This is a genomic window from Streptomyces sp. SYP-A7185, from assembly GCF_046103685.1.
In the GTDB taxonomy this organism is placed as follows: domain Bacteria; phylum Actinomycetota; class Actinomycetes; order Streptomycetales; family Streptomycetaceae; genus Streptomyces.
In genome coordinates this window covers 5,357,501-5,383,946 of record NZ_CP122310.1, presented here as the reverse complement: position 1 = coordinate 5,383,946, position 26,446 = coordinate 5,357,501, and the positions used below count along the sequence as shown (strand labels likewise).

Here is a 26,446-nt window from a genome sequence, read left to right as displayed (position 1 = left end):
TGATTGCCCGCCGCTACCGCGCTCGCTCGGCCCCCGCGCCCCGTCAGGGACGCGGGGGCCGGCCGTTTCACCGGGCCAGTGCGCCCCGGAGCCTGCGCAGTCCTTCCCCGATCTCCTCGGGCGTCTGCGTCACGAAGCACATCCGCAGGGTCGTGCGGTCCGGCTCCCCGGCGTAGAACGGCGCCCCGGGGACGTACGCCACGTCGTGCCTGACGACCTGGGGCAGCAGCGCGGCGGTGTCGTACCCCTCGGGCAGCTTCGCCCAGACGAACATGCCGCCCTCGGGCCGGATCCACGCCGATCCCTCGGGCAGCGCCTGCGGGAGGCCGAGGAGCATGGCGTCACGCCGCTCGCGATACGCCCCCGCGACGCGGGCCACGTGCGCGTCCAGGTCGTTGTCCGCCAAGTACCGCGCCGCGGAGAGCTGGTTGACGGTCGGGGTGTGCAGGTCGGCGGCCTGCTTGGCGATGACGCAGGCGCGCAGCAGCACGGCGGGTGCCCGCATCCAGCCCAGGCGCAGGCCCGGCGCCATGACCTTGGAGAAGCTGCCGAGCAGGACGGTGCGGTCCTCGGCCCCTGGGTACGAGGCGATCCACGGCACGCGCTCCCCCTCGAAGCGCAGTTCCCCGTACGGGTCATCTTCGACGATCCACAGGCCCCGCCGCGCGGCGACGCCGGCGATCGCGGCGCGGCGGTCGGCGGGCATGGTGCGGCCGGTGGGGTTCTGGAAGGTGGGGACGGTGTAAAGGAGCTTGGGCCGGTGCCGGGCGACGAGTTCGTCGAGGGCGGCCGGGTCCATCCCGGCCTCGTCGCCGGGGACGGGCACGAGGTGCGCGCCCGCGAGGCCGAAGGCCTGGAGTGCGGCCAGGTAGCAGGGGCTTTCGACGAGGACGGTGTCGCCGGGCTCGACGAGGGCCGTGGCGAGCAGGGAGAGCGCCTGCTGCGATCCGGTGGTGATGAGGAGGTCGTCGGCGTCGGTGGCGAGCCCGCGCACGGCGAAGCGCGCGGCGATGGCGGCCCGCAGCGTCGGCTCGCCCTCGGTCGTGGCGTACTGGAGAGCGCGTGCGGGCTGCTCGGTGAGCACCGCCTGGAACGCGGCGGCGATGCCCTCCGCGTCGAAGAGGCCGGGGGCGGGGAGCCCGCCCGCGAAGTTGATGACCTCCGGCCGTGCCGTCACGGCCAGGATGTCCCGTACCGGAGAGCCACCGACCGAGGCGGCACGCGCGGCGAGGGGCGGCGTGGGGGCGGCGGTGCTGGGGGCAGGGGCGGTGACGGTCATCTGCGGCTCCTTTGTCTTCCCGGCAGCGTAAGCACCTGCGTGCCGTCTACATGCACCATTCCGGGATGCGGACGGCCGCGGAACGGCCCCGCCGCGAGCCGGATGCGGGGCCGTGGTGCGTCGCTAGGCGGGCGGGTCCGGCACGTCGTCGTTGTCGCGGTTCGTCTTCGTCCACTTCTTGCTGTTGAGCGAGAACCCGTAGACGGGACGGCCCCGGTCGCCGCTCGTGGCGAACGGTTTGCCCGTGTCGTCGATGCGTACCGTGCCGTGCCGGTCGCCGCTCGACCACTCCAGTTCCAAGTACCAGCGTACGTAGCGGGAGTTGGCGGTGGCGTTGACGTAGAACGCCTCGGGGTCGCTGGCGCTGACCTTGTAGGGGAAGTCGTCGCTCCCCTGAGGGGCCGGGCGCGGCACCGACGCGTCCAGGTTGACGTCGAAGGAGTGCTTGGGCACGTTGCCCCCGCAGCCGACGCCGAGGTAGCCCATCTTGTAGTTGTTCCAGGCCAGGGGCGAGCTGGTGCCGGCGACGCGGACGTGCAGGGACTCCAGGACGACGGTTTCCTCGCCCGTGCCCTGGACGGTCAGCTTCACGGTCTGGTCCCGGGCGGAGACCGCGCCGTTCGCGGCGACCCAGCCTTCGGCGTCCTGCTCGTTGGGGGGCGGGGAGAGGGTGCCGGGCTCCTTGTCGACGAGGTAGGGGTGCCCGCAGGGGTCGCTCCAGTACTGGGGCTGGGTGGAGACGGTCACCGGGGCCGCGCCCGTGTCCGTACCCGTGTACGTGTCCGATTCCCCGCCGCCCTTGCCGCCGCCACCCGCGCCCCCCGCGCCGGGCGCGCCGGTCGTGCCCTCAACGCCCTTGCCGTCACCCGCGGGTCTGCTGGACTCCGATGCCTTCTTGCCCGGCTTGCCCTTCGCGGAGGGCGAAGGGGAGCCGGTGGCGTCCCGGTCCCATGCCCCCTCGCCGCCGTGCGGGCCCGGGGTGGTGGCGGACGCCCGCTCGCGCTCGCCTCCGCTGCCGGACGCGGCCTGTACGGCGACGGCGGTGGCGCCGAGCGCGAGGACGGCACCGGCAGCGACGAGCACACGCGCCCGGGGCAGGCGCCTGCCGCCGGACTTCCCCGCTGGGGCGGGCGCCGGGCCGATGACGAAGTCGGAGTCCTTGGCGGGGTCGTTGGCGGGGGCCTTGTCGGGGCCCTTGTCGGGGTCCTTGGCGGGGGATCCGGTGGGTGCGCTGCCGGGTGCCGCCTCACCGGCCGGGGCAACAGGAGCAGCAGCGGCAGCAGGGGCGGCAGGTGCGTCGGGCCCCGCGGCACGCGGTGGCTCCGTCGTGCCCCGCTGTGCGTCCCCCTCCTTGCGGTCGCCTCTGGACGCGTCGGCCAGGATCCACTGCCGGTGGACCTCGACCATCTCCTCGCGTGAGGCCCCGCACATCCGGGCGAGCCGCTCCAGCGGAGCGAACTCCGTCGGTACGGCCGACCCGTTCACGTATCGGTGCAGTGTCGACGTCGACACGTGCAGCCGCTTGGCCAGCGCCCCGTAACTGAGCCCCGACCTCTCCTTCAGCTCCCGCAGCAAACCCGCGAGATCGCCCGCCCCCACGCTCTCTCCCATTCCATCCGGCCGTTCCATGGAACGGAGTTCTCGCAGTTCAGGGCCGTACGAACATCCCCGCGTCCCCAACTGCCTTCCCACGGCGGCGACTGGGACGGAACCCCGCACAAGCTGGGGCCATACAAGCACGCCGCGGCCGGGACTCCCTCGGCGCGGCTCGCGTCTCCCACGTCACACCGAAAGAGATCAGCCATGCGCCTTTCCACCAAAGCCTCCGCGGTCGCCACCGCCCTCACCGCCGCCCTCTCCCTCACCGCGCTCGGCGGCGCGGCCTCCGCCGCGACTCCCGCCGCCAAGGCGGCGCCGGTGACCTGCACCGCCGCCACCACGAAGATCACCGTCCAGGAGGTCGAGCGCCCCCTCAACCACCTGCTCCTGAAGGCCAAGAACACGGGGACGAAGACCTGTTACGCGTACGGCGCCCCGTACCTGCGCTTCGACGAGGGCCAGTCGGCCACGCCGTGGCTGGAGGAGAGCACGCCCCAGGCCGTCGTCACGCTGGAGCCCGGGCAGACGGCGTACGCGGCCATCGGCACGTCGTCGCCGGAGGGCGCGGAGGGCCACCAGGCCCACGAGCTGGACGTCCTCTTCGCCAACCGCGCGATGAACGGCAGCGTGGGCAACCCCGGGGCGGCGAAGCTGCCGCGCGGCGGGGTGTACGTCGACAGCTCGGCGTTCGTCACGTACTGGCAGACGTCGGCGTCGGCCGCGCTGATGTGGTGACCGGTTCCGGGCCGGCCCGCCGCCGTAACGGCGAGCGGGTCGGCCCACCCGGTGCCTCACGCGCACCTTCCGGTAAGTACGCACAAATTAGTGGGTACTTGTCCGCGTCCCGGTGCGCGGCAAGGATCGAAGGCGTTCCCCACCCACCCCGCCATACGCCTCCGATCGGAGTTCCCCAGCCATGCCCGCACAGCCCGCGCAGTCTCCCGTAACCGTCCTCGGCCTCGGCCTGATGGGCAGCGCGCTCGCCGCCGCGCTCCTCAAGGCGGGTCACCCCACCACCGTGTGGAACCGCACCGCCGCCAAGACGGGCCCCCTCGCCGCGCAGGGCGCCATCCCGGCCGACACGGCGAGGGACGCCGTCGAGGCGGCGCCCCTGGTCATCGTCTGCCTCACGACCAACGACGGCGTCCGCGGCCTCCTGGAACCCGAGGCGGACGCCCTCAAGGGCCGTACGGTCGTGAACCTGACGAACGGGACGCCCGCCCAGGCCCGGGAGCTGGCGTCCTGGGCCGCGGCGCACGGCGTCGCGTACGTCGACGGCGGGATCATGGCCGTACCCCAGATGATCGCGACGCCCGGTGCGTACATCCTCTACAGCGGCGCGGACGCCACGGCCTTCGAGGCCCACCGCGCGACCCTGTCCGCGCTCGCCGCCCCCAAGTGGGTCGGCGAGGACCCCGGGCTCGCCGCCCTCTACGACCTGTCCCTGCTCACCGGCATGTACGGGATGGTGATGGGCGTCGCGCAGGCGTACGCCCTCATCGGCAGCGAGGGCATCGCGGCCCGGGAGTTCGCGCCGCTGCTCAGGGACTGGATGGCGGCGATGACGGACGCGGTGGTGCCCGGGACGGCCGAGGCGGTCGACGCCGGCCGGCACCTCACCGACGTGTCCAACCTCGCCATGAACCGCGACGCGTACCCCAACTTCCTCCAGGCGTATGCCGACCAGGGCCTGCGCGGTGACCTGTTCGCGCCGTTCCAGGGCCTTCTGGACCGCGCGGTCGACGAGGGGTACGGCGCCGACGGCCTCTCCCGCCTGGTGACCCTGCTCAAGCAGGGCTAGCGCAGGAGTCACGCGGGCCTAGGGGACGAGGACGACCTTGCCCGTGGTCTCCCGGCGCTCCATGGCCGCGTGGGCCGCGGACGCGTCCGCCAGCGGGAAGGTCTGCACCGCGGGGGCCAACTCCCCCTTGGCGGCGGCCTCCAGGGCCCGGCGTTCGCGGTCGGGGCCGCCCTCGGGGTGCGCGATGAGCTGCATCAGCGCGTTGGTGACGGTGATGCCCCGCTCCTCCACGGCCGCCGCGTCCGGCTCGAACGCCTCCTGCGAGGACCAGCCGATCATGACGTACCGCCCGGCGTCGCCGAGCAGTCCGAACGCGGCGGCGGACTTCTCGCCGCCCACCCCGTCGAGGACCACGCTCACCCGGCGGCCGTCGAGCCGCTCGCGCACGAGGTCCGCCCAGCCGGGTTCGTTGTAGTCGACGGCGAGATCGGCGCCCAGCTCCCAGACGGCCTCGACCTTGTCGGGCCCGCCCGCGGCACCGATGACGACCGCCCCCAGCGAGGCCGCGTACTGCACCACCAGCCGCCCGACGCCACCGGCGGCGGACATCACGAGCACCACGTCCTCCGGGGTGATCCTGGCGGCGTCCAGGAGCCCCATGGTCGTGGCCCCGGTCATCACCATGGTCACGGCGGCCTCGAACCCGAGCCCGGCCGGCACCTCGTGCAGCTGCGCGAGGTCGGCCACCGCGAGCTCGGCGTAGCCGCCGGGCTCGCTGCGCGGGGTCACGACCGCCCGCCCCAGCCAGGCGGGATCCACCCCGGGGCCCACCGCGTCGACGACACCGGCGACCTCCCCGCCGAAGACGGCGGGCAGCTCGGGCAGCGGCGGCGCCATGCCGCCGGCCTCGCCCCGCCGCATGACGGTCTCGATGTGGTGGACTCCGGCCGCCCGTACGGCGATGCGCACCTGGCCCGGCCCCGCGAGGGGGTCGGGCCAGGTCTCGTACGCCAGGTTCTCGGCGGGTCCGAACTCGTGCAGTACGACGGCGCGCATACGTCCTCCTCAGAACGTCGGACGTCGGCGGCGGGTCGGCCGGACGTCGATGCACACCACCCTGCGACCTCAACCAAACTTGAGGTCAAGCGGACACTCCGCGCGGCTCCTCAGAGCCGCCGCGCCACCTCGGTCGCCCAGTACGTGAGGATCATGTTCGCGCCCGCGCGCTTGATGCCCGTGAGCGACTCCATGATCGCCTGGTCGCGGTCGATCCAGCCGCGCTCGGCGGCGGCCTCGATCATCGAGTACTCGCCGGAGATCTGGTACGCGGCGACCGGCACGTCGACGGCGTCGGCGACCTTCGACAGGATGTCCAGGTAGGGGCCGGCGGGCTTCACCATCACCATGTCGGCGCCCTCCTCGAGGTCGAGCGCCAGCTCGCGCAGCGACTCGCGGGCGTTGGCCGGGTCCTGCTGGTAGGTCTTGCGGTCGCCCTTGAGGGACGAGCCGACGGCCTCGCGGAAGGGGCCGAAGAAGGCGGAGGAGTACTTGACGGTGTAGGCGAGGATCGACACGTCCTCGTGCCCGACCTGGTCCAGCGCGTCGCGGATCACGCCGACCTGGCCGTCCATCATGCCGCTGGGGCCCACGACGTGGGCGCCCGCGTCGGCCTGGACCTGCGCCATCTCGGCGTACCGCTCCAGGGTGGCGTCGTTGTCGACGCGCCCCTCGGCGTCCAGGACACCGCAGTGGCCGTGGTCGGTGAACTCGTCCAGGCACAGGTCGGACATGACGATGAGGTCGTCGCCGACCTCGGCGCGCACGTCGCGCAGGGCGACCTGGAGGATCCCGTCCGGGTCGGTGCCGACGGTCCCGGCCGCGTCCTTCTTCGACTCCTCCGGCACCCCGAAGAGCATGATCCCGGAGACCCCGGCCTCCATCGCCTCGACGGCGGCCTTCTTCAGGCTGTCGCGGGTGTGCTGGACGACGCCGGGCATGGCACCGATCTCCACGGGGGCGCTGATCCCCTCGCGCACGAACGCGGGCAGGATCAGGTCGGCCGGGTGCAGCCGCGTCTGGGCGACCATGCGCCGCATGGCGGGCGTGGTCCGAAGGCGGCGGGGCCGGGCCCCGGGAAACGATCCGTACGTGGTCACTGTCTCTCTCACCTCACGAAAGATTCCGGCCCCGGCTGAAGGATCTCAGCCGGGGCCGGGGAAGCAACTAGCCCGTCCGGTGCTCGCGGACGAACTCGGCGAAGCCGGTGATTACGGTACGCCTGGACGTCAGGGTGCCGCACGCCGCCTGCGGGAACCCGGGCGCCGCTCGCTGGGCCGGGTGACGGGGTCCCCCGCCTCCAGGGCGGAGAGCCTGCGCCGGGTCCCGAACTCGGCCAGCGCCTCGGCCAGCTTGTGCACCGACGGCTCGGGAGCCATCACGTCCACCCGGAGCCCGTGCTCCTCCGCGGTCTTGGCGGTGGCGGGGCCGATGCACGCGATGACGGTCACGTTGTGCGGCTTGCCGGCGATGCCGACGAGGTTCCGCACGGTCGACGAGGACGTGAAGAGCACGGCGTCGAAGCCGCCGCCCTTGATCGCCTCACGCGTGTCCGCCGGGGGCGGCGACGCACGCACCGTCCGGTAGGCGGTCACGTCGTCGACCTCCCACCCGAGGTCGATGAGCCCGGCGACCAGCGTCTCCGTGGCGATGTCGGCCCGCGGCAGGAAGACACGGTCGATCGGGTCGAAGACCGGGTCGTACGGCGGCCAGTCCTCCAGGAGACCCGCGGCCGACTGCTCGCCGCTGGGCACCAGGTCGGGCTTCACGCCGAAGGCGATCAGCGCCGCGGCGGTCTGCTCGCCCACCGCCGCGACCTTGATCCCGGCGAAGGCACGCGCGTCGAGCCCGTACTCCTCGAACTTCTCGCGCACCGCCTTGACTGCGTTCACGGAGGTGAAGGCGATCCACTCGTAGCGGCCCGTGACGAGCCCCTTGACCGCGCGCTCCATCTGCTGGGGCGTGCGCGGCGGCTCCACGGCGATGGTCGGCACCTCGTGCGGCACCGCGCCGTAGGACCGCAGCTGGTCGGAGAGCGAGGCCGCCTGCTCCTTCGTGCGCGGCACGAGCACCCGCCAGCCGAAGAGCGGCTTCGACTCGAACCACGACAGCTGGTCGCGCTGGGCGGCCGCGGAGCGCTCGCCGACCACGGCTATGACGGGCTGGCCTCCGTCGGGCGAGGGCAGCACCTTCGCCTGCTTGAGGACCTGGGCGATGGTGCCCAGGGTCGCCTGCCAGGTGCGCTGCCGCGTCGTCGTACCGGCGATCGTCACCGTCAGCGGGGTGTCGGGCTTGCGCCCGGACGACACCAGCTCACCGGCGGCCGCGGCCACGGAGTCCAGGGAGGTCGACACGACCAGGGTCCCGTCGGACGCCCCCACCTCGCTCCAGCAGCGGTCGGAGGCGGTGCGCGCGTCGACGAAGCGCACGTCCGTGCCCTGGGCGTCGCGCAGCGGAACACCCGCGTAGGCGGGTACACCGACCGCCGCCGCGATGCCGGGCACGACTTCGAAGGGGATGCCCTCGGCGGCGCAGGCGAGCATCTCCTCGGCCGCGTACGTGTCGAGGCCGACGTCGCCGCTGACGGCACGCACGACCCGCCTGCCGCCCCGTGCCGCCTCCATGACAAGATTGGTCGCGGCTCGCAAAGCCGACGCTCCGGCGATCGCTGACGCGTCGTCAACTGCCCCTGGCTGAGGTGTGTCCACACCTCCCCGGGCATGCGCACGAACGACGTCGAGCACATCCGGCTCGGCGATCAGCACGTCCGCTCGGGCCAGCGCCTCGACGGCGCGCAGCGTAAGTAGTCCCGGATCTCCGGGTCCGGCACCCAGGAAGGTGACGTGCCCGTGTGCGGGAAGGCCGGGAAGGTTCGAGGTGGGGCTCAAAGTGCTCGCTCCCCCATCAGACCGGCCGCGCCCTTGGCAAGCATCTCGGCAGCGAGTTCACGGCCGAGCGCCAAGGCTTGGTCATGCGTCTCGGGCACGGGACCGGTGGTGGACAGCTGCACCAGCGTCGAGCCGTCGGTTGCCCCGACGACGCCGCGCAGGCGCATTTCCTTGACAATCTGCCCGTCGGCCAGCAAGTCGGCCAGTGCGCCCACGGGCGCGCTGCAACCGGCTTCCAGGGCGGCGAGCAGGGATCGCTCGGCGGTCACGGCGGCCCGGGTGTACGGGTCGTCGAGCTCGGCGAGCGCGGCGGTCAGTGACGCGTCGGACGCGGCACATTCGATCGCCAGTGCCCCCTGGCCGGGGGCGGGCAGAACTGTGTCGACCGACAGGAAGTCGGTCACCTCGCCGATCCTGCCGACGCGGTTGAGGCCCGCGGCGGCGAGTACGACGGCGTCGAGCTCGCCCTTGCGCACGAACCCGATGCGGGTGTCGATGTTCCCCCGGATCGGCACGGTCTCTATGGCGAGTCCGTGGTTGCGCGCGTAGGCGTTGAGCTGCGCCATCCGGCGGGGCGAGCCCGTGCCGATGCGCGCGCCGCCCGGCAGCTCGGGGAAGGTCATCCCGTCGCGTGCGATGAGCACGTCACGGGGGTCCTCGCGCAGCGGGACCGCGGCCAGGGCCAGGTCGTCGGGCTGCGCGGTCGGCAGGTCCTTCAGCGAGTGGACGGCGAAGTCGACCTCGCCGGCGAGCAGCGCGTCGCGCAGGGCGGTCACGAAGACGCCGGTGCCGCCGATCTGTGCCAGGTGCTCACGGGACGTATCGCCGTACGTCGTGATCTCCACGAGCTCTACGGGGCGGCCGGTCAGCCGGCTCACTGTGTCGGCCACCTGCCCGGACTGGGCCATGGCCAGCTTGCTGCGCCGTGTCCCGAGCCTGAGTGCCCTCTCGGTCATGCCCGGCCTCGATTCGGATCTGTTTGTGGTGCGTTCTGGTCGGTGGGTTCGTTGACCTTGTCGGCCCTGCTGACGGCGGCGACCGTCTGCGGGTCGAGGTCGAAGAGGGTGCGCAGCGCGTCCGCGTACCCGGCGCCGCCGGGCTCGCTCGCCAGCTGCTTGACCCGCACGGTGGGTGCGTGGAGCAGCTTGTCGACGACGCGGCGGACGGTCTGGGTGATCTCCGCGCGCTCCTTCTCGGGAAGTCCGGGGAGCCGTCCGTCGAGCCGCGCGATCTCGTTCGCGACGACGTCGGCGGCCATGGTGCGCAGGGCGACCACGGTCGGCGTGATGTGCGCGGCCCGCTGTGCGGCGCCGAAGGCGGCGACCTCGTCGGAGACGATCGCCCGCACCCGCTCCACGTCGTCGGCCATCGGGGCGTCGGCGGACGCCTCGGCGAGCGACTCGATGTCGACGAGGCGTACGCCGTCGATGCGGTGCACGGCGCCGTCGATGTCGCGGGGCATGGCCAGGTCGAGCAGGGCGAGCAGGACGTGTCCGGTCTCGACCATCGAGGGGCCGCGGCGCCGCTCGGGCACGCGCCCGGTGGCGGTCACGGCCGCGGCGAGCGCGGTGATGGTGTCGGCCTCGCTCTGCGGGTCGTCGCGGCGCTCGGCGGGGGCGTTGTCCACCCAGGCGGCGTGCTGCTCCAGCGTCGCGGCGTCCATCCCGGCGACGGCTTCCTCGCCCATGACGGAGAAGCCGACCCCGCGGCCCACGGTCCCGTCGCCGGAGAGCCCGAGCGGGCAGGCCTCGTCGGCATCGGCGGGGTGCGCGGCGGCGGGGGCCGCGGTGTCCGCGGCGGGCGGGCGCGGGGCGCCCACGGTGACGGGTGCGCCGGTGCGGTCGGCCACGCCCGCCGCGACGGCCTCGGCCGTCAGGACGAGACCGGTCGCTCCGGTGCAGGAGACGGCGACGTCGGCACGTGTCAGTTCCGCCGCCACCTGGTCCATCGGCACGGCGCGCGCGACGGTGCCGGTGCCGCCCTCGGCCAGGCTGCGTCCATATTGCTCTCCGAGCAGGGCGGCCAGGCGGTGGGCCCGGTCGAAGGTGCGGTTGGCGACGACGACCTCGTGGACGCCGGCGCGCGCGAGGGTGGCCGCGGCGAGCGAGGACATGGATCCGGCGCCGATGACCAGGGCGCGCTTGCCCTTGGCCCAGGTCTCGACCGGCTCGCGCCCGGCGAGCTGTTCGAGGCCGAAGGTCACGAGCGACTGCCCGGCCCGGTCGATGCCGGTCTCGGAGTGCGCGCGCTTGCCGACCCGCAGGGCCTGCTGGAACAGGTCGTTGAGCAGGCGCCCGGCGGTGTGCAGCTCCTGGGAGCGCGCGAGGGCGTCCTTGATCTGGCCGAGGATCTGCCCCTCGCCGACGACCATCGAGTCCAGGCCGCAGGCCACCGAGAACAGGTGGTGGACGGCTCGGTCCTCGTAGTGGACGTAGAGATAAGGGGTGAGCTCTTCGAGGCCCACGCCGCTGTGCTGCGCGAGCAGGGTCGACAGCTCGGCGACGCCCGCGTGGAACTTGTCCACGTCGGCGTACAGCTCGATGCGGTTGCAGGTGGCGAGCACGGCCGCTTCGGCGGCGGGCTCGGCCGCGAGCGTGTCCTGGAGGAGCTTGGCCTGGGCGTCGGCGGCGAGGGCGGCCCGTTCGAGCACGCTCACCGGAGCACTGCGATGGCTCAGCCCCACGACGAGGAGACTCATGCCGGCATCACGGCGGGGACGTCCCCGTCGGGTCCTTTGCGCTGCTGCTTGGCGGCGACGGGCGGCACGGCGCCGTCGGCCGCGGCTTCCTCGCCGGCCTTGCGCTGCTCGTGGAAGGCGAGGATCTGCAACTCGATGGAGAGGTCCACCTTGCGTACGTCGACGCCGTCGGGCACGGAGAGCACGGTCGGCGCGAAGTTCAGGATCGAGGTCACACCGGCGGCGACGAGCCGCTCGCAGACCTGCTGGGCGGCGCCGGCCGGGGTGGAGATGACGCCGATGGAGACGCCGTTGTCACTGATGATCTTCTCGAGGTCGTCCGTGTGCTGCACCGGCATGCCGGCGACGGGGGTGCCCGCCATCGCCGGGTCGGCGTCGATCAGCGCGGCGACGCGGAACCCGCGCGAGGCGAACCCGCCGTAGTTGGCGAGGGCGGCGCCGAGGTTGCCGATGCCGACGATCACGACGGGCCAGTCCTGCGTCAGGCCCAGCTCGCGGGAGATCTGGTAGACGAGGTACTCGACGTCGTAGCCGACGCCACGCGTCCCGTAGGAGCCGAGGTAGGAGAAGTCCTTGCGCAGCTTCGCGGAGTTGACCCCCGCGGCGGCCGCGAGCTCCTCGGAGGAGACCGTGGGCACCGAGCGCTCCGACAGTGCGGTGAGGGCTCGGAGGTACAGCGGAAGCCTGGCGACGGTGGCCTCGGGAATCCCTCGGCTGCGGGTCGCCGGTCGGTGAGTTCGGCCAGTTGCCACGGTGCTCCTGCGGGTAGAGCGGGGCTGCAGGCGGTCACACGTCCCCAGACCGCCCCGTCGAAAGCAGGCTATGTCTTTGTGAACGCGTGCACAAAGATGGTGTCCGATTTGCCCGGCCAACGTGACCGGGGTCACGCGCCTCGGCCAGGCATTCCTGGAACCGGTACACGTGAGGCGGCGTTGCTCATTTGATGGGGGCAAAACCGCACACTCTCCTCACGATCATCGCCCCCGAGACCAAAACCGCCCACGATCCTAAGGGACCTCGCGGACCTTTTGGACTCGTCGGTCAGTGACGATTCGGACTACGGGGCGAGCTCACGCCGCAGGCGATCTTCGTTCACCCGCCAGAAGGTGTGCTGTTCACCGTCGACCAGAACCACCGGAATCTGTTCCCAGTAGGCCCGGTTGAGCTCTTCGTCCTGCGTGATGTCCTTCTTCTCCCACACGACTCCCAGCTCGCCGCAGACCTTCTCGATCACCAGTTGTGCTTCTTCGCACAGATGGCAGCCGGGCTTTCCGATCAAGGTGACCGTCCGGTCCTGGGGCTTCTTCTTCTCCGTACGGCGAAAAATCGGGCTCATGACACCATTCTCGCCCCGCCGACGCGCCGTGCGGACCTCCTCTTTAACGGTGCGGTCGCGCAGAGTTCACGGCGCCGAATCCTGCCGACTCCGGAACGGCCGAACGAACTAGCTATGCTCACGACATGGCCGCTCTCGGATGGCTCACCCCCCGTAGGCGCTCCGCCACCGCGCGGAGCGTGTTGGCAGGCGAGGCCTCGGCTGAGGCAGCGCGCAAGACCTCCCAGGAGCTGGAGGCCCTCGACGAAGCCGCGGCGCTCGCCGGGGAGACCGCTCCCGCGGAACCGGAGGAACCGGAGTTCCCGGTCTCCGGCGACGACAAGGCCGCCGCCTTCTTCGACCTCGACAACACCGTGATGCAGGGCGCCGCGATCTTCCACTTCGGCCGCGGCCTCTACAAGAGGAAGTTCTTCGAGCGCCAGGAGCTGGCCCGGTTCGCCTGGCAGCAGGCGTGGTTCAGACTCGCGGGCGTCGAGGACCCCGAGCACATGCAGGACGCCCGCGACAGCGCCCTGTCCATCGTCAAGGGCCACCGCGTCGCCGAGCTGATGTCCATCGGCGAGGAGATCTACGACGAGTACATGGCCGAGCGCATCTGGCCCGGCACGCGCGCCCTGGCCCAGGCCCATCTGGACGCGGGCCAGAAGGTCTGGCTCGTCACGGCCGCCCCGGTGGAGACGGCGACGATCATCGCCCGCCGCCTGGGCCTGACCGGCGCCCTCGGCACGGTCGCCGAGTCCGTGGACGGCGTCTACACCGGCAAGCTCGTCGGCGAGCCGCTGCACGGCCCGGCGAAGGCCGAGGCGGTGCGCGCCCTGGCGTCGGCCGAGGGCCTGGATCTGGCCCGGTGCGCCGCGTACAGCGATTCGCACAACGACATCCCGATGCTTTCGCTCGTCGGGCATCCGTACGCGATCAATCCCGACGCCAAGCTGCGCAAGCACGCGCGTGAGCGGGACTGGCGGCTGCGGGACTACCGCACCGGCCGCAAGGCCGCCAAGGTCGGCATCCCGGCCGCCGCGGGCGTCGGCGCCCTCGCAGGTGGCACGGCCGCGGCCATCGCCCTGCACCGCCGCCGCCACTGAACATTCCCTCGGTCCTACCCCGCCCTGGCTCCCGCCAGTCACGCCGGTAGCACTCGGCCACAACACGCCCTGCTGTTAGACGGAATGTGACCTGTTTCGATCAACAAGTGCTCACTGTGCGCTACTTGAACGGGCACGGACCGATAACAGAAGCGACGTAATCGGTGATTTGAGCAACTGGGTGTAGTGCCGCCTGTACGAAGCGTTATTCTCCTCAGACGCATTACGGACCCCACACGTCGCTACGACGGGTGAACGGTTCCGCACTGCACGTGATGGAAGCTCTGCCTCTGGGAGTCCCGTGTACCCACACGTCGGGGTTGACGCCTCGGGCCTGGCTACGCTGCGCGCAACGGTCATCGACCGCTTGCGCGGCTTCGTCCCCACCGCGTACGCCGGCCCCGCCGTCCCCGCATTTGCCGTCCCCACACCCGCCGGGCCCGTCTATGCCCTGGCGGACAGCGGCGCGGCGGTCAGCAGACGGGCCCGTTCCGCCTCTGCCGCCACCTCAACCCCCACCCCACGCCGTCCCGCCGCGGACAGCGACAGCGCCCGCATGATGGAACTCGTCGAACGCGCCCAAGCGGGCGAGTCCGACGCCTTCGGCCGTCTCTACGACCAGTACAGCGACACGGTCTACCGCTACATCTACTACCGAGTCGGCGGCAAAGCGACCGCCGAGGACCTCACCAGCGAGACCTTTCTGCGCGCCCTGCGCCGGATCAGCACGTTCACCTGGCAGGGCCGTGACTTCGGCGCCTGGCTGGTCACGATCGCTCGCAACCTGGTCGCCGATCACTTCAAATCGAGCCGTTTCCGCCTCGAAGTGACCACAGGCGAAATGCTCGACGCCAATGAGGTCGAGCGCAGCCCCGAGGACTCCGTCCTGGAGTCCCTCTCCAACGCCGCACTGCTCGACGCCGTGCGCCGCCTCAACCCCCAGCAGCAGGAGTGCGTGACCCTGCGCTTCCTGCAGGGCCTCTCGGTCGCCGAGACCGCTCGGGTGATGGGCAAGAACGAGGGCGCGATCAAGACCCTCCAGTACCGCGCCGTGCGCACACTGGCCCGGCTCCTCCCCGACGACGTGCGCTAGCGCCGCGCGCCGTCGGCGGCCACCGGCAGTACCCGGCGGTCGCCGGGCGGCCTCCAGCGGCCGTCCGTGTCTCCCGGTAGCCGTCCATGGCCCTCTGTAGCCGTGCGGAGCGTTCAACTCACCCTCCGTGGCGGCCAGATGGCCGTCACGGAATTTGGGCGGTCCGATCATCCTCCGTCCGTAACCCAAGTGCCGCGACGCTCGTTGTGCGGGATGCAGGCTCCCTGTGGTCGCTCCCTGACTACCTCCGCTCACTCGATCGTGTGGATGTGCTCAGGTCGGGCAACCCTCAGGACCCCCTGGGGAGTCGACCGTCATGACGAGAGGAGGTGCCGCCAGTGATCGCGAACGTATCGGCACACCGGCGGGCGAACGCCTTCGCCCAGGCCCTGGAGGAGCAATCCGACCAGGCCCCGGCGGCCGAGCAGTCCGAAGGTTCCGTCACACCCGATCCCGTGCCGTCCGAACAGACGGCGCCGGACAGGATGTTGGCTTTGGCGACCGGCCTCGGCGAACTGCCGAAGCCGGAGATGGATCCCGAGGTCAAAGTGGTCCAGCGGGCCCAGCTCGTAGCTGCCATGGAGGCCATGCTCCTTGAGGGCACGGCCGCGGGCGGTGGGACGATCGGCACCACGGTGCCCGAACAGCGGTCCCGCAAGGGTGCCCACCGGGCCACGGGACTGCGCAAACTGAAGCCGCGCTCCCGGCTGTCGCAAGGCATCGCGGCGGGCGGGCTCACCGTGGGCGTGGCCGCGGGAGCGTTCAGCGGAGTGGCCGCGGCCAGCTCCGACGCACTCCCCGGCGATTCGCTGTACGGCTTGAAGCGCGGCATGGAAGACCTCAAGCTCGGCATGGCCGACGGCGACAGCGACAAGGGCGGGGTCTATCTCGACCACGCCTCCACGCGCCTGAACGAAGCCCGTCGGCTGATGGAGCGCGGCCGCAGCGGCGACCTCGACCACGAGTCACTGGGCGAGGTCAGGCGGGCCCTGTCGGGCATGCGGCACGACGCCACGGAAGGCCACCGCCTGCTCCACCAGGCGTACGAGCGTGACGGCTCGATCGGCCACATCCAGACGCTGTCCGCCTTCACCGAGTCGCACCGCAGGAGCTGGAGCGACCTCCAGAGCAGGCTGCCCGTGCAGCTCGGGGACGTGGGCGAGCAGGTGACCTCGGTCTTCGACGCGATGGACGAGGAAGTGGAACCCCTCCGCTCGCTCCTCCCCCGCACCCCGGACCGGGACAGCTCCCCCGGCCGGCCCAGCCAGGGCGGCTCCGCCGGCTCCACGACGCCGGACAGCCCCGCGGCCCCGGATTCCTCCCCGCGGGACGGTTCGAGCGCCGAGAAGCGCGAGCCCCGCCCGTCGGCACCGGACAAGGGCGAGGACGACGGCCTCCTCGGCGGCAACACAGGGGGTCTCCTGGACCCCCCGAAGTCCGACACGACCCCGAGCAGCCCGTCCAGCGGCGACTCCTCCGGCAAGGAGACCCCGGCCCCGAAGCCGGACGTCACCGTGCCCCCGATCCTTCCGGGCCTGCTGCCGGGCCTCGGGATCGACGAGGAGGACGCGAAGTAACGAGCCGTACGGAAACGCCGGAGGAGCCGCACGTCCAGCTCCTCCGGCGTTTTCCGTTCAGAAGAACACGGACCGCCGCTGCACCAGCAGCTTGTACAGCGTGTGCTGGATCTGCTCCCTGACCTGGTCGGTCAGGTTGAACATCAGCATCGGGTCCTCGGCCGCCTCCGGCGGATACCCGTCCGTCGGAATCGGCTCACCGAACTGGATCGTCCACTTGGTCGGCAGCGGCACCGCCCCCAGCGGCCCGAGCCAGGGGAACGTGGGCGTGATCGGGAAGTACGGGATGCCGAGCACCCGCGCCAGCGTCTTCGCGTTGCCGATCATCGGGTAGATCTCCTCCGCCCCCACGATCGAGCAGGGCACGATCGGCGTCCCCGCCCGCAGCGCGGTGGAGACGAAGCCGCCCCGCCCGAACCGCTGGAGCTTGTAGCGCTCGCCGAACGGCTTCCCGATGCCCTTGAACCCCTCCGGCATCACCCCGACCAGTTCGCCACGCTCCAGGAGCCGCTCGGCGTCCTCGGCGCACGCCAGCGTGTGCCCCGCCTTGCGCGCCAGTTCGTTGACCACCGGCAGCATGAAGACGAGGTCCGCCGCGAGCAGCCGCAGATGCCGCCCGGCGGGATGGTTGTCGTGCACGGCGACCTGCATCATCAGACCGTCGAGCGGCAGTGTCCCCGAGTGGTTGGAGACGATCAGCGCCCCGCCCTCGGAGGGGATGTTCTCGACGCCCTTCACCTCGACGCGGAAGTACTTCTCGTACAGCGGCCGCACCAGGGACATCAGGACCTGGTCGGTGAGCTCCTCGTCGTAACCGAAGTCGTCGACCTCGTAGTCGCCCGTGAGGCGGCGGCGCAGGAACGCGAGGCCGCCCGCGATGCGCCGCTCCAGGCCGCCACCGCCGCCCCGCGGCTCCGCTGCGGCCCCGGCGTCGGCTTCCGTCCCGGCAGCCCCCTGACGCGGGGGTTCCGGCTCGGCCCGCTCCACCTGCGGCCCTCCGTCCTGCTGGCCGGGCATGGCCGTGACGTCACGCACGGCTGCCGGATCGTTCTTGCGCCGGACCGTGCTCCTGCGCCGCGGCGGGCGCTGCGCACCCGCGCGCGACCGGTCGTCGTCGAACGGAATGACCTTGGCGTCCGCCATCGTTGACGCTCTCCTCAGTTGGCGCTCTGGTTGCCCGCGAAGGGCAGCGTGGCGATCCGGTCGATGACCCCCGCGACGGCCTGCGGCGGCAGAAGTCCCGGACCCCGACTGCTGACGAAATCCGCGAAGGTCTCCGCGGTGGTGTATTTGGGGCTGAAGCCCAGTGTCTCGCGCATCTGCCGGGTCGCGACGACCCGCCCGTGCGTGAGCAGCCTGATCTGCTCGGGCGAGAAGTCCGTCATGCCCAGGGTCCGCAGCGCCTGGCCGACCCAGGAGACCGCGGGCATGAACACCGGCAGCGTCGGGCGCCCCAGGCGCCGTGCGCACTGCGAGAGCAGCAACAGGCCGTCACCGGCGATGTTGAACGTACCGCTGTTGAGCGTTCCGCGCCGCGGTTCCCGTGCCCCGAGGCGCAGGACCTCGATCGCGTCGTCCTCGTGCACGAACTGGAGCCGCGGATCGTGGCCGAAGACGGTCGGCAGGACCGGCAGCGAGAAGTACTCGGCGAGCGGCGAATCCGCGGCGGGGCCCAGGATGTTCGCGAACCGCAGCACGCAGACCGCGACGTCCGGACGGCGGCGCGCGAACCCGCGCACATAGCCCTCGACCTCGACGGTGTCCTTGGCGAAGCCCCCGCTCGGCAGCGACTTCGGCGGCGTCGTCTCGGTGAAGACCGCGGGGTCACGCGGCGCGGATCCGTACACGTTGGTGCTCGACTTCACCACGAGCCGCTTGACCGTCGGCGACTTCTGGCAGGCGCCGAGCAGCTGCATGGTGCCGATGACGTTGGTTTCCTTGAGTGAGCCGCGGTTCCCGCCGGCCAGGGCGGTGCCGGTGACGTCCAGGTGCACGACCGTGTCGACGGAGAACTCGGTGAGGACCTTCGCGATCGCGGGCTGCCGTATGTCGGCCTGGACGAAGTCGGCGCCGCCCAGATGGTGCTCGGGAGGCACCGCGTCCACGGCGATCACCCGGTCGACGTCGGTGTCCCGCAGCACACGCCGGACGAACCGTCCGCCCAGTTGTCGGGCCACCCCGGTCACGAGCACGACCTTGCCCAAGATCAGCGCCTGCCTTCCCCAGCCCTCGAAGTCCTGCCGCGCCCCATCATGTCCCTCCCGGCACACGCTAGCGGGTCGATGTTGCGCTGTGATGACCGCCCGCTGCAGGAAGTGACGACAGCCACTCGTGTACCCACGAACCAGGCCCTACGCCCAGACCAGGACGTACGCCCGATCGGGACGCACATCCTGCCGAGGCCGTACGTTCGAAACAAGCCCCCGGGCGGACCGCCGCGGCCCCAAAACCGGCCGGAAGACGCCTCGGGAGCGTACCTCCGAGACAGCGGGTACCCCCGAAAACGCCGAAGTCCTCCCGCCGGATGACGGGAGGACTTCGATACGCGCGGTACAGCTGTCGCTTACTTCTTGTTGCGACGCTGAACGCGAGTGCGCTTCAGCAGCTTGCGGTGCTTCTTCTTGGCCATCCGCTTACGCCGCTTCTTGATAACAGAGCCCACGACTACCCTCGCTCACTTCTCTTCACTCGGTGCGGGGCAGCTGACTGGGCCCACACGACCTACGTCGGCCCTAGCCTACCCGCCCCCGGGTGAGGGACGTAATCGAGGGCGATCGACCGGCTCCGGTCAGCCCGCCTCGACTCCTACATAGGACTCGCGGAGGTACTCGTGAACCGCCTGCTCCGGGACCCGGAAGGACCTTCCGACCCGGATGGCGGGCAGATGACCGCTGTGCACCAAGCGGTACACGGTCATCTTGGACACTCGCATCACCGAGGCGACTTCCGCCACGGTCAAGAACTGAACCTCGTTCAGCGGCCTCTGGTCTGCAGCCATGACACCCCACCTGAACCTTCCGCACATGACGGGCACCGGCTTCCCCTTCCGGTGACTCTTCGTCTCTGCGCGCTCACTCCCCAGACTAGGGGCGGATGATGCGAGTGGGGAAGAGGAGTAGCGATCGGCCGCCTACTGTGACAGACACGCTCGATTGAGTACATAGCGAGTAAGCGGTCGGTAGTAATCAGACCGCACAGCGTCATCAAGCGGAACGACGACGGACACCCGCCCCTCGGCCTCTCCGACGAACAGCGCGGGATCGTCCGTATCCGCCAGACCGATCGCCTCAAACCCCAGCTGACCTGCCCCGCAGACCCACCCATGGTCCCCGACGACGAGCTCGGGAAGCGGTCCCCCGGCCTCCGCCGCGGCCGCGAGGGCGGCTCGAACCGGGAGCGGGGAGTGGGTGTGTGCGCCGGTCTCACTCCCGGTGGGACGCGCGCCGGGTTCCCGCACCAGCGCGACTCCTTGTACGTAGTCAAGGTTGTACGTGCGTAGACCGAACCGGGTCGTTATGTCGACACTGTTGCCCTGCGCGGGGGTGAGGACGGTGCACCCGGCCGCCGACAAAGCGTCCGCCAGAGCGGCGTAGAAACCGAGGAGCCGGTGCGGATGTCCCGTCCCGAAGAGCACCGGGAGGCGCCTTCGGGCCGCGTCCGCCAGCTTCTCGGCGAAGGCGTCCAGCGCGGCCAACGTCCGCTCCGGGTCGATGACATCGCCCCCCGAAGTGTGCCTCGGGTCGGCGGAGACACCGCACTTGTCGGCCATCAGTCCCAGGAGGTCACCGTGGCCCCAACTCCACTCGGGGTCGAGCCCGAGCAGTATCCGCGGGTCGCGGGCCGCGAAGAGCCGATAGCTCCGCAGGCTCTCTTCCCGCGTGGTGGCCACGGGCCCGGCCAGCCGGGCAGCCAACAGATGCGCACGCAATGCTCCGGTGCTCAACACGTGGAGAGCGTGCCGCAGAGAACCGCGCGTTGCCCCCAAAACCGTGAAAAACCCCCACAGTTGGGCTAACGCGCCGTATTCTCATCGGCTCGTGAAGCCGCCGTCGCGCTCGCGGTTCCGTCCCACTCGCGGGGCCGTCCCATGGCTCGCCCCGCCTCACCGCACGTGGTGCGGCTCTACGGCAACAGCCCCCTCAAGGGGAACGCCGCCCGGCGCGCGGCAAGCACCGCCTGGTCGAGCCGGTCCGCAGGGTCGTACCCCTCGGACCAGTCCGCCCAGGAGACGGGCCAGCGCCCGTCGGTCATCCGCGCCGGCGCCAACTGCCGCGTCCGCGCATACGCTTCCTGCCGCCAGGCCTCGGGGATCTGAGCCGACGGCTGCACCTCGCGCCCCGCCGCGATGGCGGTCAGATGGGTCCAGGACCGCGGCACCACGTCCACCACGGCGTACCCGCCCCCGCCCAGCGCGACCCACCGCCCGTCGGCGTGCGCGTGCGCCAACTCATGGCAGGCCACCTGCACGGCCCGCTGCGCGTCGAGCGAAACCGCCAGATGCGCCAGCGGATCCTCGAAGTGCGTGTCGGCCCCATGCTGTGTGACCAGCACCTGCGGCCGGAACTCCGCGAGCAGCTCCGGCACGACGGCGTGGAAGGCCCGCAGCCAGCCCGCGTCCCCCGTCCCGGCCGGCAGCGCCACGTTCACGGCCGACCCTTCGGCGTCCCCGGCCGCACCCGTCTCCTCGGGCCACCCGGTCTGCGGGAACAGCGTCCGCGGATGCTCGTGCATCGAGATCGTCAGAACCCGCGGATCGTCCCAGAACGCCGCCTGCACCCCGTCCCCGTGGTGCACGTCCACGTCCACGTACGCGACCCGCTCGGCGCCGAGCTCAAGGAGGCGCGCGATGGCCAGCGAGGCGTCGTTGTAGATACAGAACCCGGAGGCCGAGCCCGGCATCGCGTGATGCAGCCCCCCGGCGAAGTTGACCGCGTGCAGCGCTTCCCCGCGCCAGACCGCCTCGGCGGCGCCCACCGACTGCCCGGCGATCAGCGCCGAGACGTCGTGCATCCCCGCGAAGGCGGGGTCGTCCGCGGTCCCGAGGCCGTACCCACCCTTCGCCGAGGCCGGATCGGCGGACGCGGCCTTGACCGCCGCCACGTAGTCCTCGCGATGCACGAGGCGCAGCGTCGAGTCGCCGGCACGCTTGGCCGCGACCACTTCCAGTTCGCGGTCGAGCCCGAAGGCACCGACCAGGCTTCTGGTCAGCGCGAGCCGGACCGGGTCCATGGGGTGCTCGGGACCGAAGTCATAGCCCGTTACTGCCTCGTCCCACATCAGCTGTGCGTGGCCGCTCATGCCCGTCACCGTATCGGTCCGCTCCGGGGGCGAAAGACCGGGCGTACAACAAGGTCACGAGCACCAACACCATGGGAACGAGCATCGCCCCGCGGTAGTTCCAGGCATCCCCGAGCGCCCCCACCAGCGGCGAACCGATGAGGAACCCCACGTAGTTGAAGACGTTCAGCCGCGCGACGGCCGCGTCCGACGCCCCGGGGAAGAGCCGCCCCGCCGCGGCGAAGGTCTGCGGAACGATCACGCACAACCCGAGCCCGAGCACCGTGAAGCCCAGGATCCCGGTCCACGCCCCGGGCGCCACGGCCACGACCGCGAACCCGAGAGCCGCCACCACCGACCCGGCCCGCACCACCGCCACGGCCCCGAACCGCCGCACGCCCAGATCCCCGAGCCCCCGCCCCAGGAGGGTCATGACCATGTAGACGTTGTAGGGGACGGTCGAGACCTCCTCCGAACTCCCGAGCACGTCCTGAAGGTACTTCGCGCTCCAGTTGGAGACGGTCGAATCCCCGATGTACGCGACGGTCATCACCAGGCAGAGCGGGAGCAGCAGCTTGAAGACGACGGGCCCGCCCTTGCCTTCACCGGCATCACCCGCACCACCGGCCACACCACCCCCGGCGTCGACGTACCACCAGCTCCCCACCAACGCGGCCGGCAGCAGCACCACGACCACCGGCAGGTATGAGACGAAGAGCGACAGATCCCAGTGCGCCCCCGCCCACGCGATCGACGCCCCCGCGATCCCGCCCAGGCTGTACGCCGCGTGGAACCCCAGCATGATGCTGCGCCCGTACGCCCGCTGAAGGCTCACCCCCAGCATGTTCATGGACGCGTCGAGCGCCCCCACCGAGAGCCCGAACGCTCCCAGCGCCACGGCCACTTGCCACAGGGCGTCGCCCGCCCCGACCCCCAGCAGCGCCAGGAGCACCACGGGTTGCGCCCACCGCAGCACGCGGCTGGGCGGCACCCTCTTGACCAGCCACTCCGTTCCGACGCTGCCGACCCCCGCGAGGATCGGCACGGCGGCGAGGAACACCGGCAGCAGGCCGTCGGATATCCCGTACTGATCCTGAATGGCGGGGATACGTGTCACCAGCAACGCGAAGGTGACGCCCTGCACCAGGAAGCTGAACGCCAAAGAGGCCCTGCCGCGCCGCAGCTCGTCTGTCATGGCTGCTGAGCGTAGGACCCCTGACTACCGGTGGGTAGATAGATCACTCAACCAATTCCTCGGGCTTGGAAGCCCTCGCGGCCCGCACGGCCGCGAGAGGCATGCCTCAGAGGCGCGCTTCGGAGGCGCGCTCCAGAGACACGCTTCAGAGGCACGCTTCAGCCGAGCGCCGCGACCTCAGCGCTGACCCTCTTCTCCATCGGGTCGACGACCAGGCGGCCACTCGCCATCACCGTCGCCGTGATCGTGACGCCCGCGATCACGCCACCGAGCCACACCATGGTGTCGACCGGCAGCGTGTAGGCCCCCACGACCCGCACCACGGCCTCACCGAACAGCGCCACACCCCACATCACCGAGAACGTCCGCTCCATCCGCGCGAACCGCCCCCGCTCGGCGATCAGCCGCTCCCACACGGCCGTCCGCACCGGATTCCCCTTGGTCACCCAGGGCTTGAGCCCCACGGTCATCAACGGCCGCCCGGCGGCCACCGACATCAGCACGGCGATCCCGACCGTCGCGGTGATCCCGCTGTCCTTGGCGAGCATCAGCCGCGGATCACCGGCCAGGAGGCTGAGCAGCAGCCCGACCACGTTGGCGGCCAGGATGAGCGCCGCGAGGCCGTTGACCTTCCGCTCCTTCACCACGCTCCACAGCGTCCGCCCGGCGGGCACCACGCTGCTCCAGGCGAGCGCCGCCATCGTGCCCATCCCGAAGCCCTTGCTGAGCAGGTAGTACGAGGCGGTGGGCACCACGGCGTCCAGGACGAGCGGCTTCAGGGACTCCCAGCGCGACTGCCGGACCGAAGCTGCCCCCGGGGCCGCTGTGGCGGCAGGGGCTGCTGGGTCCGTGGCGGGGGTGGCGAGCTGGCTCAGGGCGCTCATGGTGTTCGGTCCTCCGTCGTCGCTGGGGCTGGCTCCGGTCGATGCACTCAGCTTCGCCGTGACCACCCGCCGGCCGACAGAAACGATCGTCCGGACCTGGCGATGACAAATGTCAGGCCGCTCCCCGGGCCCGTGTCATACAAGCAGGTCAGCCAACTCACCCATGCTTGCGAAGAGTTCGGTGGCCCCCGCACCCGAGAGCCGCTCGGCCGGCGTCATGGCGGTGAACCCGTACACCGTCATCCCCGCGGACCGCGCGGCCTGCACCCCGAGGGGACTGTCCTCGATCACCACACACTTCTCGGGTCGCACACCCATGCGCTCGGCGGCGTACAGAAAGAGATCCGGGGCCGGCTTCCCCCGCCCCACGTCCTCGGCGCTGAAGATCCGCCCGTCGTCGAACCACCGGTCGAGCCCGGTCCGCCGATGCCCGACACGAATCCGCTCATGACTACCGGACGATGCAAGGCAGTACGGCACACCATCCGCCACCAGCTTCTCGAGTACGTCGACGGCCCCGGCCACGGGCTCCAGCTCCCGCTCGAAGGCCGCAAAGACACGAGCGTGGAAGGCCGCGTCAAAATCCTCGGGCAACCGCTGCCCACTGCGCTCAAGAACAAGGTCGTGTACGCGATGGACGGCGGCCCCCATGTAGTCACGCAGGGAGTCCTCGTACGTGGTGGGGTGACCGAGCTCGGTCAGATAGCCGGCGAGGATCGTGTTGGAAAGCGGCTCGCTGTCCACGAGGACGCCGTCATTGTCGAAGATGACCAGGTCGTATCGCATCACTCGACCCTAAACGCAGAAAAGGCCCGCATAGGGCCCGGAACGCAGAAAACCCCCGCACCCAGAGGGTGCGGGGGTTTCCCGTTAATGATAGTTCGGCGGCGTCCTACTCTCCCACAGGGTCCCCCCTGCAGTACCATCGGCGCTGTGAGGCTTAGCTTCCGGGTTCGGAATGTAACCGGGCGTTTCCCTCACGCTATGACCACCGAAACACTATGAAACTGTCAACCGCACCGCAGTCGTGGCCCGACATACGGGGTTGTTCGTGGTTTCAGAACCAACACAGTGGACGCGAGCAACTGAGGACAAGCCCTCGGCCTATTAGTACCAGTCACCTCCACCCGTTACCGGGCTTCCAGATCTGGCCTATCAACCCAGTCGTCTACTGGGAGCCTTAACCCCTCAAAGGGGGTGGGAATACTCATCTCGAAGCAGGCTTCCCGCTTAGATGCTTTCAGCGGTTATCCTTTCCGAACGTAGCCAACCAGCCATGCCCTTGGCAGGACAACTGGCACACCAGAGGTTCGTCCGTCCCGGTCCTCTCGTACTAGGGACAGCCCTTCTCAATATTCCTACGCGCACAGCGGATAGGGACCGAACTGTCTCACGACGTTCTAAACCCAGCTCGCGTACCGCTTTAATGGGCGAACAGCCCAACCCTTGGGACCGACTCCAGCCCCAGGATGCGACGAGCCGACATCGAGGTGCCAAACCATCCCGTCGATATGGACTCTTGGGGAAGATCAGCCTGTTATCCCCGGGGTACCTTTTATCCGTTGAGCGACGGCGCTTCCACAAGCCACCGCCGGATCACTAGTCCCGACTTTCGTCCCTGCTCGACCCGTCGGTCTCACAGTCAAGCTCCCTTGTGCACTTACACTCAACACCTGATTACCAACCAGGCTGAGGGAACCTTTGGGCGCCTCCGTTACTCTTTGGGAGGCAACCGCCCCAGTTAAACTACCCATCAGACACTGTCCCTGATCCGGATCACGGACCCAGGTTAGACATCCAGCACGACCAGAGTGGTATTTCAACGTTGACTCCACGAACACTGGCGTGCCCGCTTCACAGTCTCCCACCTATCCTACACAAGCCGAACCGAACACCAATATCAAACTGTAGTAAAGGTCCCGGGGTCTTTCCGTCCTGCTGCGCGAAACGAGCATCTTTACTCGTAGTGCAATTTCACCGGGCCTATGGTTGAGACAGTCGAGAAGTCGTTACGCCATTCGTGCAGGTCGGAACTTACCCGACAAGGAATTTCGCTACCTTAGGATGGTTATAGTTACCACCGCCGTTTACTGGCGCTTAAGTTCTCAGCTTCGCACACCCGAAAGTGCACTAACCGGTCCCCTTAACGTTCCAGCACCGGGCAGGCGTCAGTCCGTATACATCGCCTTACGGCTTCGCACGGACCTGTGTTTTTAGTAAACAGTCGCTTCTCGCTGGTCTCTGCGGCCACCCCCAGCTCATGGAGTAAATCCAATCACCAGTGATGGCCCCCCTTCTCCCGAAGTTACGGGGGCATTTTGCCGAGTTCCTTAACCATAGTTCACCCGAACGCCTCGGTATTCTCTACCTGACCACCTGAGTCGGTTTAGGGTACGGGCCGCCATGAAACTCGCTAGAGGCTTTTCTCGACAGCATAGGATCATCCACTTCACCACAATCGGCTCGGCATCAGGTCTCACCCTCATGTCATCCGGATTTACCTAGATGACGGGCTACACCCTTACCCCGGGACTACCACCGCCCGGGCTGGACTACCTTCCTGCGTCACCCCATCACTCACCTACTACCACCTTGGGTCGGCGGCTCCACCACTTCCCTTTGCCCGAAGGCTCCAGGACGGCTTCACGGCCTTAGCATTAATGGGCTCGATGTTTGACGCTTCACAGCGGGTACCGGAATATCAACCGGTTATCCATCGACTACGCCTGTCGGCCTCG

At 70.2% G+C, this 26,446-nt stretch carries 23 protein-coding genes and 2 rRNA genes (1 of these 25 only partly in view); 5 read left to right on the top strand and 20 right to left on the bottom strand.

Going from position 1 to position 26,446, the window contains the following annotated elements; genetic code table 11:
* Window positions 1–67: 67 nt before the first annotated feature.
* The gene (locus QBL25_RS23630) at window positions 68–1,279 is read right to left on the bottom strand and encodes a PLP-dependent aminotransferase family protein (RefSeq protein WP_409059006.1); all 1,212 of its coding nucleotides are present in this window, start codon (window positions 1,277–1,279) and stop codon (window positions 68–70) included.
* Window positions 1,280–1,402: 123 nt separating this feature from the next.
* Entirely contained in the window at window positions 1,403–2,890 is a 1,488-nt protein-coding gene (locus tag QBL25_RS23625) for a helix-turn-helix domain-containing protein (RefSeq protein WP_409059005.1), read from the bottom strand.
* Between the two features lie 192 nt (window positions 2,891–3,082).
* On the opposite strand from QBL25_RS23625, the gene QBL25_RS23620 reads away from it, so the two are divergent.
* Both QBL25_RS23620 and QBL25_RS23615 read left to right on the top strand, forming a co-directional pair.
* Window positions 3,083–3,613: a DUF4232 domain-containing protein gene (locus tag QBL25_RS23620; RefSeq protein WP_409059004.1), complete on the top strand. Its 531-nt coding sequence runs from the start codon at window positions 3,083–3,085 to the stop codon at window positions 3,611–3,613.
* Window positions 3,614–3,794: 181 nt separating this feature from the next.
* Complete coding sequence (locus QBL25_RS23615; RefSeq protein ID WP_409059003.1) at window positions 3,795–4,679, top strand: NAD(P)-dependent oxidoreductase; 885 nt, start codon at window positions 3,795–3,797, stop codon at window positions 4,677–4,679.
* 18 nt (window positions 4,680–4,697) lie between these two features.
* Here QBL25_RS23615 and QBL25_RS23610 read toward each other — a convergent pair whose 3' ends face one another.
* The 7 genes from QBL25_RS23610 to QBL25_RS23580 all read right to left on the bottom strand — a co-directional run bounded on the left by QBL25_RS23610 (window position 4,698) and on the right by QBL25_RS23580 (window position 12,597).
* Entirely contained in the window at window positions 4,698–5,675 is a 978-nt protein-coding gene (locus QBL25_RS23610; protein ID WP_409059002.1) for a zinc-binding dehydrogenase, read from the bottom strand.
* A gap of 110 nt (window positions 5,676–5,785) precedes the next feature.
* A complete protein-coding gene (hemB, locus tag QBL25_RS23605) occupies window positions 5,786–6,775 on the bottom strand; it encodes a porphobilinogen synthase (RefSeq protein ID WP_409062747.1) in 990 nt (329 codons plus the stop codon).
* Window positions 6,776–6,904: 129 nt separating this feature from the next.
* The gene (locus QBL25_RS23600; RefSeq protein ID WP_409059001.1) at window positions 6,905–8,563 is read right to left on the bottom strand and encodes a uroporphyrinogen-III synthase; all 1,659 of its coding nucleotides are present in this window, start codon (window positions 8,561–8,563) and stop codon (window positions 6,905–6,907) included.
* Entirely contained in the window at window positions 8,560–9,519 is a 960-nt protein-coding gene (hemC, locus tag QBL25_RS23595; RefSeq protein ID WP_409059000.1) for a hydroxymethylbilane synthase, read from the bottom strand. The genes QBL25_RS23600 and hemC overlap by 4 nt, the downstream gene beginning before the upstream one ends.
* Window positions 9,516–11,261: a glutamyl-tRNA reductase gene (locus QBL25_RS23590; RefSeq protein WP_409058999.1), complete on the bottom strand. Its 1,746-nt coding sequence runs from the start codon at window positions 11,259–11,261 to the stop codon at window positions 9,516–9,518. The genes hemC and QBL25_RS23590 overlap by 4 nt, the downstream gene beginning before the upstream one ends.
* Entirely contained in the window at window positions 11,258–12,013 is a 756-nt protein-coding gene (locus QBL25_RS23585; RefSeq protein ID WP_351173364.1) for a redox-sensing transcriptional repressor Rex, read from the bottom strand. The genes QBL25_RS23590 and QBL25_RS23585 overlap by 4 nt, the downstream gene beginning before the upstream one ends.
* A 305-nt stretch (window positions 12,014–12,318) precedes the next feature.
* The gene (locus tag QBL25_RS23580; RefSeq protein WP_409058998.1) at window positions 12,319–12,597 is read right to left on the bottom strand and encodes a glutaredoxin family protein; all 279 of its coding nucleotides are present in this window, start codon (window positions 12,595–12,597) and stop codon (window positions 12,319–12,321) included.
* 125 nt (window positions 12,598–12,722) lie between these two features.
* On the opposite strand from QBL25_RS23580, the gene QBL25_RS23575 reads away from it, so the two are divergent.
* The 3 genes from QBL25_RS23575 to QBL25_RS23565 all read left to right on the top strand — a co-directional run bounded on the left by QBL25_RS23575 (window position 12,723) and on the right by QBL25_RS23565 (window position 16,352).
* Entirely contained in the window at window positions 12,723–13,682 is a 960-nt protein-coding gene (locus QBL25_RS23575; RefSeq protein ID WP_409058997.1) for an HAD family hydrolase, read from the top strand.
* Between the two features lie 301 nt (window positions 13,683–13,983).
* Window positions 13,984–14,775, top strand: a complete 792-nt coding sequence (locus QBL25_RS23570) for an ECF subfamily RNA polymerase sigma factor, BldN family (protein ID WP_409058996.1) — start codon at window positions 13,984–13,986, stop codon at window positions 14,773–14,775.
* A 338-nt stretch (window positions 14,776–15,113) separates the two neighbouring features.
* Window positions 15,114–16,352, top strand: a complete 1,239-nt coding sequence (locus tag QBL25_RS23565; protein WP_409058995.1) for a DUF5667 domain-containing protein — start codon at window positions 15,114–15,116, stop codon at window positions 16,350–16,352.
* A 57-nt stretch (window positions 16,353–16,409) separates the two neighbouring features.
* On the opposite strand, the gene QBL25_RS23560 is transcribed toward QBL25_RS23565, so the two are convergent.
* The 11 genes from QBL25_RS23560 to QBL25_RS23510 form a co-directional block, all read right to left on the bottom strand.
* On the bottom strand, window positions 16,410–17,495 hold the full coding sequence (locus tag QBL25_RS23560) for a lysophospholipid acyltransferase family protein (protein ID WP_409058994.1): 1,086 nt from the start codon (window positions 17,493–17,495) through the stop codon (window positions 16,410–16,412).
* A gap of 14 nt (window positions 17,496–17,509) precedes the next feature.
* Entirely contained in the window at window positions 17,510–18,556 is a 1,047-nt protein-coding gene (locus tag QBL25_RS23555; protein WP_409058993.1) for an NAD-dependent epimerase/dehydratase family protein, read from the bottom strand.
* A 359-nt stretch (window positions 18,557–18,915) separates the two neighbouring features.
* Window positions 18,916–19,014, bottom strand: coding sequence for a 30S ribosomal protein bS22 (locus tag QBL25_RS23550; RefSeq protein ID WP_003948845.1), 99 nt, complete (start codon window positions 19,012–19,014; stop codon window positions 18,916–18,918).
* Window positions 19,015–19,140: 126 nt separating this feature from the next.
* On the bottom strand, window positions 19,141–19,350 hold the full coding sequence (locus tag QBL25_RS23545) for a helix-turn-helix domain-containing protein (protein ID WP_157869005.1): 210 nt from the start codon (window positions 19,348–19,350) through the stop codon (window positions 19,141–19,143).
* A gap of 132 nt (window positions 19,351–19,482) precedes the next feature.
* The gene (locus QBL25_RS23540; RefSeq protein ID WP_409058992.1) at window positions 19,483–20,298 is read right to left on the bottom strand and encodes a phosphatase; all 816 of its coding nucleotides are present in this window, start codon (window positions 20,296–20,298) and stop codon (window positions 19,483–19,485) included.
* Between the two features lie 176 nt (window positions 20,299–20,474).
* Window positions 20,475–21,650 carry an acetoin utilization protein AcuC gene (locus QBL25_RS23535; protein WP_409058991.1) on the bottom strand — a complete coding sequence of 392 codons (1,176 nt, stop codon included), beginning with the start codon at window positions 21,648–21,650 and terminating at the stop codon, window positions 20,475–20,477.
* Entirely contained in the window at window positions 21,601–22,824 is a 1,224-nt protein-coding gene (locus QBL25_RS23530; protein WP_409058990.1) for an MFS transporter, read from the bottom strand. The genes QBL25_RS23535 and QBL25_RS23530 overlap by 50 nt, the downstream gene beginning before the upstream one ends.
* A 158-nt stretch (window positions 22,825–22,982) precedes the next feature.
* Entirely contained in the window at window positions 22,983–23,708 is a 726-nt protein-coding gene (locus QBL25_RS23525; protein ID WP_409058989.1) for a VC0807 family protein, read from the bottom strand.
* A 135-nt stretch (window positions 23,709–23,843) separates the two neighbouring features.
* Entirely contained in the window at window positions 23,844–24,494 is a 651-nt protein-coding gene (locus QBL25_RS23520; RefSeq protein WP_409058988.1) for an HAD family hydrolase, read from the bottom strand.
* Between the two features lie 93 nt (window positions 24,495–24,587).
* A 5S ribosomal RNA gene (gene rrf / locus QBL25_RS23515) occupies window positions 24,588–24,704 on the bottom strand.
* A gap of 91 nt (window positions 24,705–24,795) precedes the next feature.
* Window positions 24,796–26,446 (bottom strand): 23S ribosomal RNA (locus QBL25_RS23510); it runs 1,472 nt beyond the window's last position.

Excerpts from the sequence above, each read along its gene's own strand:
- QBL25_RS23520 (WP_409058988.1), bottom strand. The coding sequence starts at position 24,494 with ATGCGATACGACCTGGTCATCTTCGACAATGACGGCGTCCTCGTGGAC.
- QBL25_RS23575 (WP_409058997.1), top strand. The coding sequence starts at position 12,723 with ATGGCCGCTCTCGGATGGCTCACCCCCCGTAGGCGCTCCGCCACCGCG.
- QBL25_RS23545 (WP_157869005.1), bottom strand. The coding sequence starts at position 19,350 with ATGGCTGCAGACCAGAGGCCGCTGAACGAGGTTCAGTTCTTGACCGTG.
- QBL25_RS23525 (WP_409058989.1), bottom strand. The coding sequence starts at position 23,708 with ATGAGCGCCCTGAGCCAGCTCGCCACCCCCGCCACGGACCCAGCAGCC.
- QBL25_RS23630 (WP_409059006.1), bottom strand. The coding sequence starts at position 1,279 with ATGACCGTCACCGCCCCTGCCCCCAGCACCGCCGCCCCCACGCCGCCC.
- QBL25_RS23580 (WP_409058998.1), bottom strand. The coding sequence starts at position 12,597 with ATGAGCCCGATTTTTCGCCGTACGGAGAAGAAGAAGCCCCAGGACCGG.
- QBL25_RS23620 (WP_409059004.1), top strand. The coding sequence starts at position 3,083 with ATGCGCCTTTCCACCAAAGCCTCCGCGGTCGCCACCGCCCTCACCGCC.
- QBL25_RS23530 (WP_409058990.1), bottom strand. The coding sequence starts at position 22,824 with ATGACAGACGAGCTGCGGCGCGGCAGGGCCTCTTTGGCGTTCAGCTTC.
- QBL25_RS23535 (WP_409058991.1), bottom strand. The coding sequence starts at position 21,650 with ATGAGCGGCCACGCACAGCTGATGTGGGACGAGGCAGTAACGGGCTAT.
- QBL25_RS23590 (WP_409058999.1), bottom strand. The coding sequence starts at position 11,261 with ATGAGTCTCCTCGTCGTGGGGCTGAGCCATCGCAGTGCTCCGGTGAGC.
- hemC (WP_409059000.1), bottom strand. The coding sequence starts at position 9,519 with ATGACCGAGAGGGCACTCAGGCTCGGGACACGGCGCAGCAAGCTGGCC.
- QBL25_RS23560 (WP_409058994.1), bottom strand. The coding sequence starts at position 17,495 with ATGGCGGACGCCAAGGTCATTCCGTTCGACGACGACCGGTCGCGCGCG.
- QBL25_RS23615 (WP_409059003.1), top strand. The coding sequence starts at position 3,795 with ATGCCCGCACAGCCCGCGCAGTCTCCCGTAACCGTCCTCGGCCTCGGC.
- QBL25_RS23610 (WP_409059002.1), bottom strand. The coding sequence starts at position 5,675 with ATGCGCGCCGTCGTACTGCACGAGTTCGGACCCGCCGAGAACCTGGCG.
- QBL25_RS23625 (WP_409059005.1), bottom strand. The coding sequence starts at position 2,890 with ATGGGAGAGAGCGTGGGGGCGGGCGATCTCGCGGGTTTGCTGCGGGAG.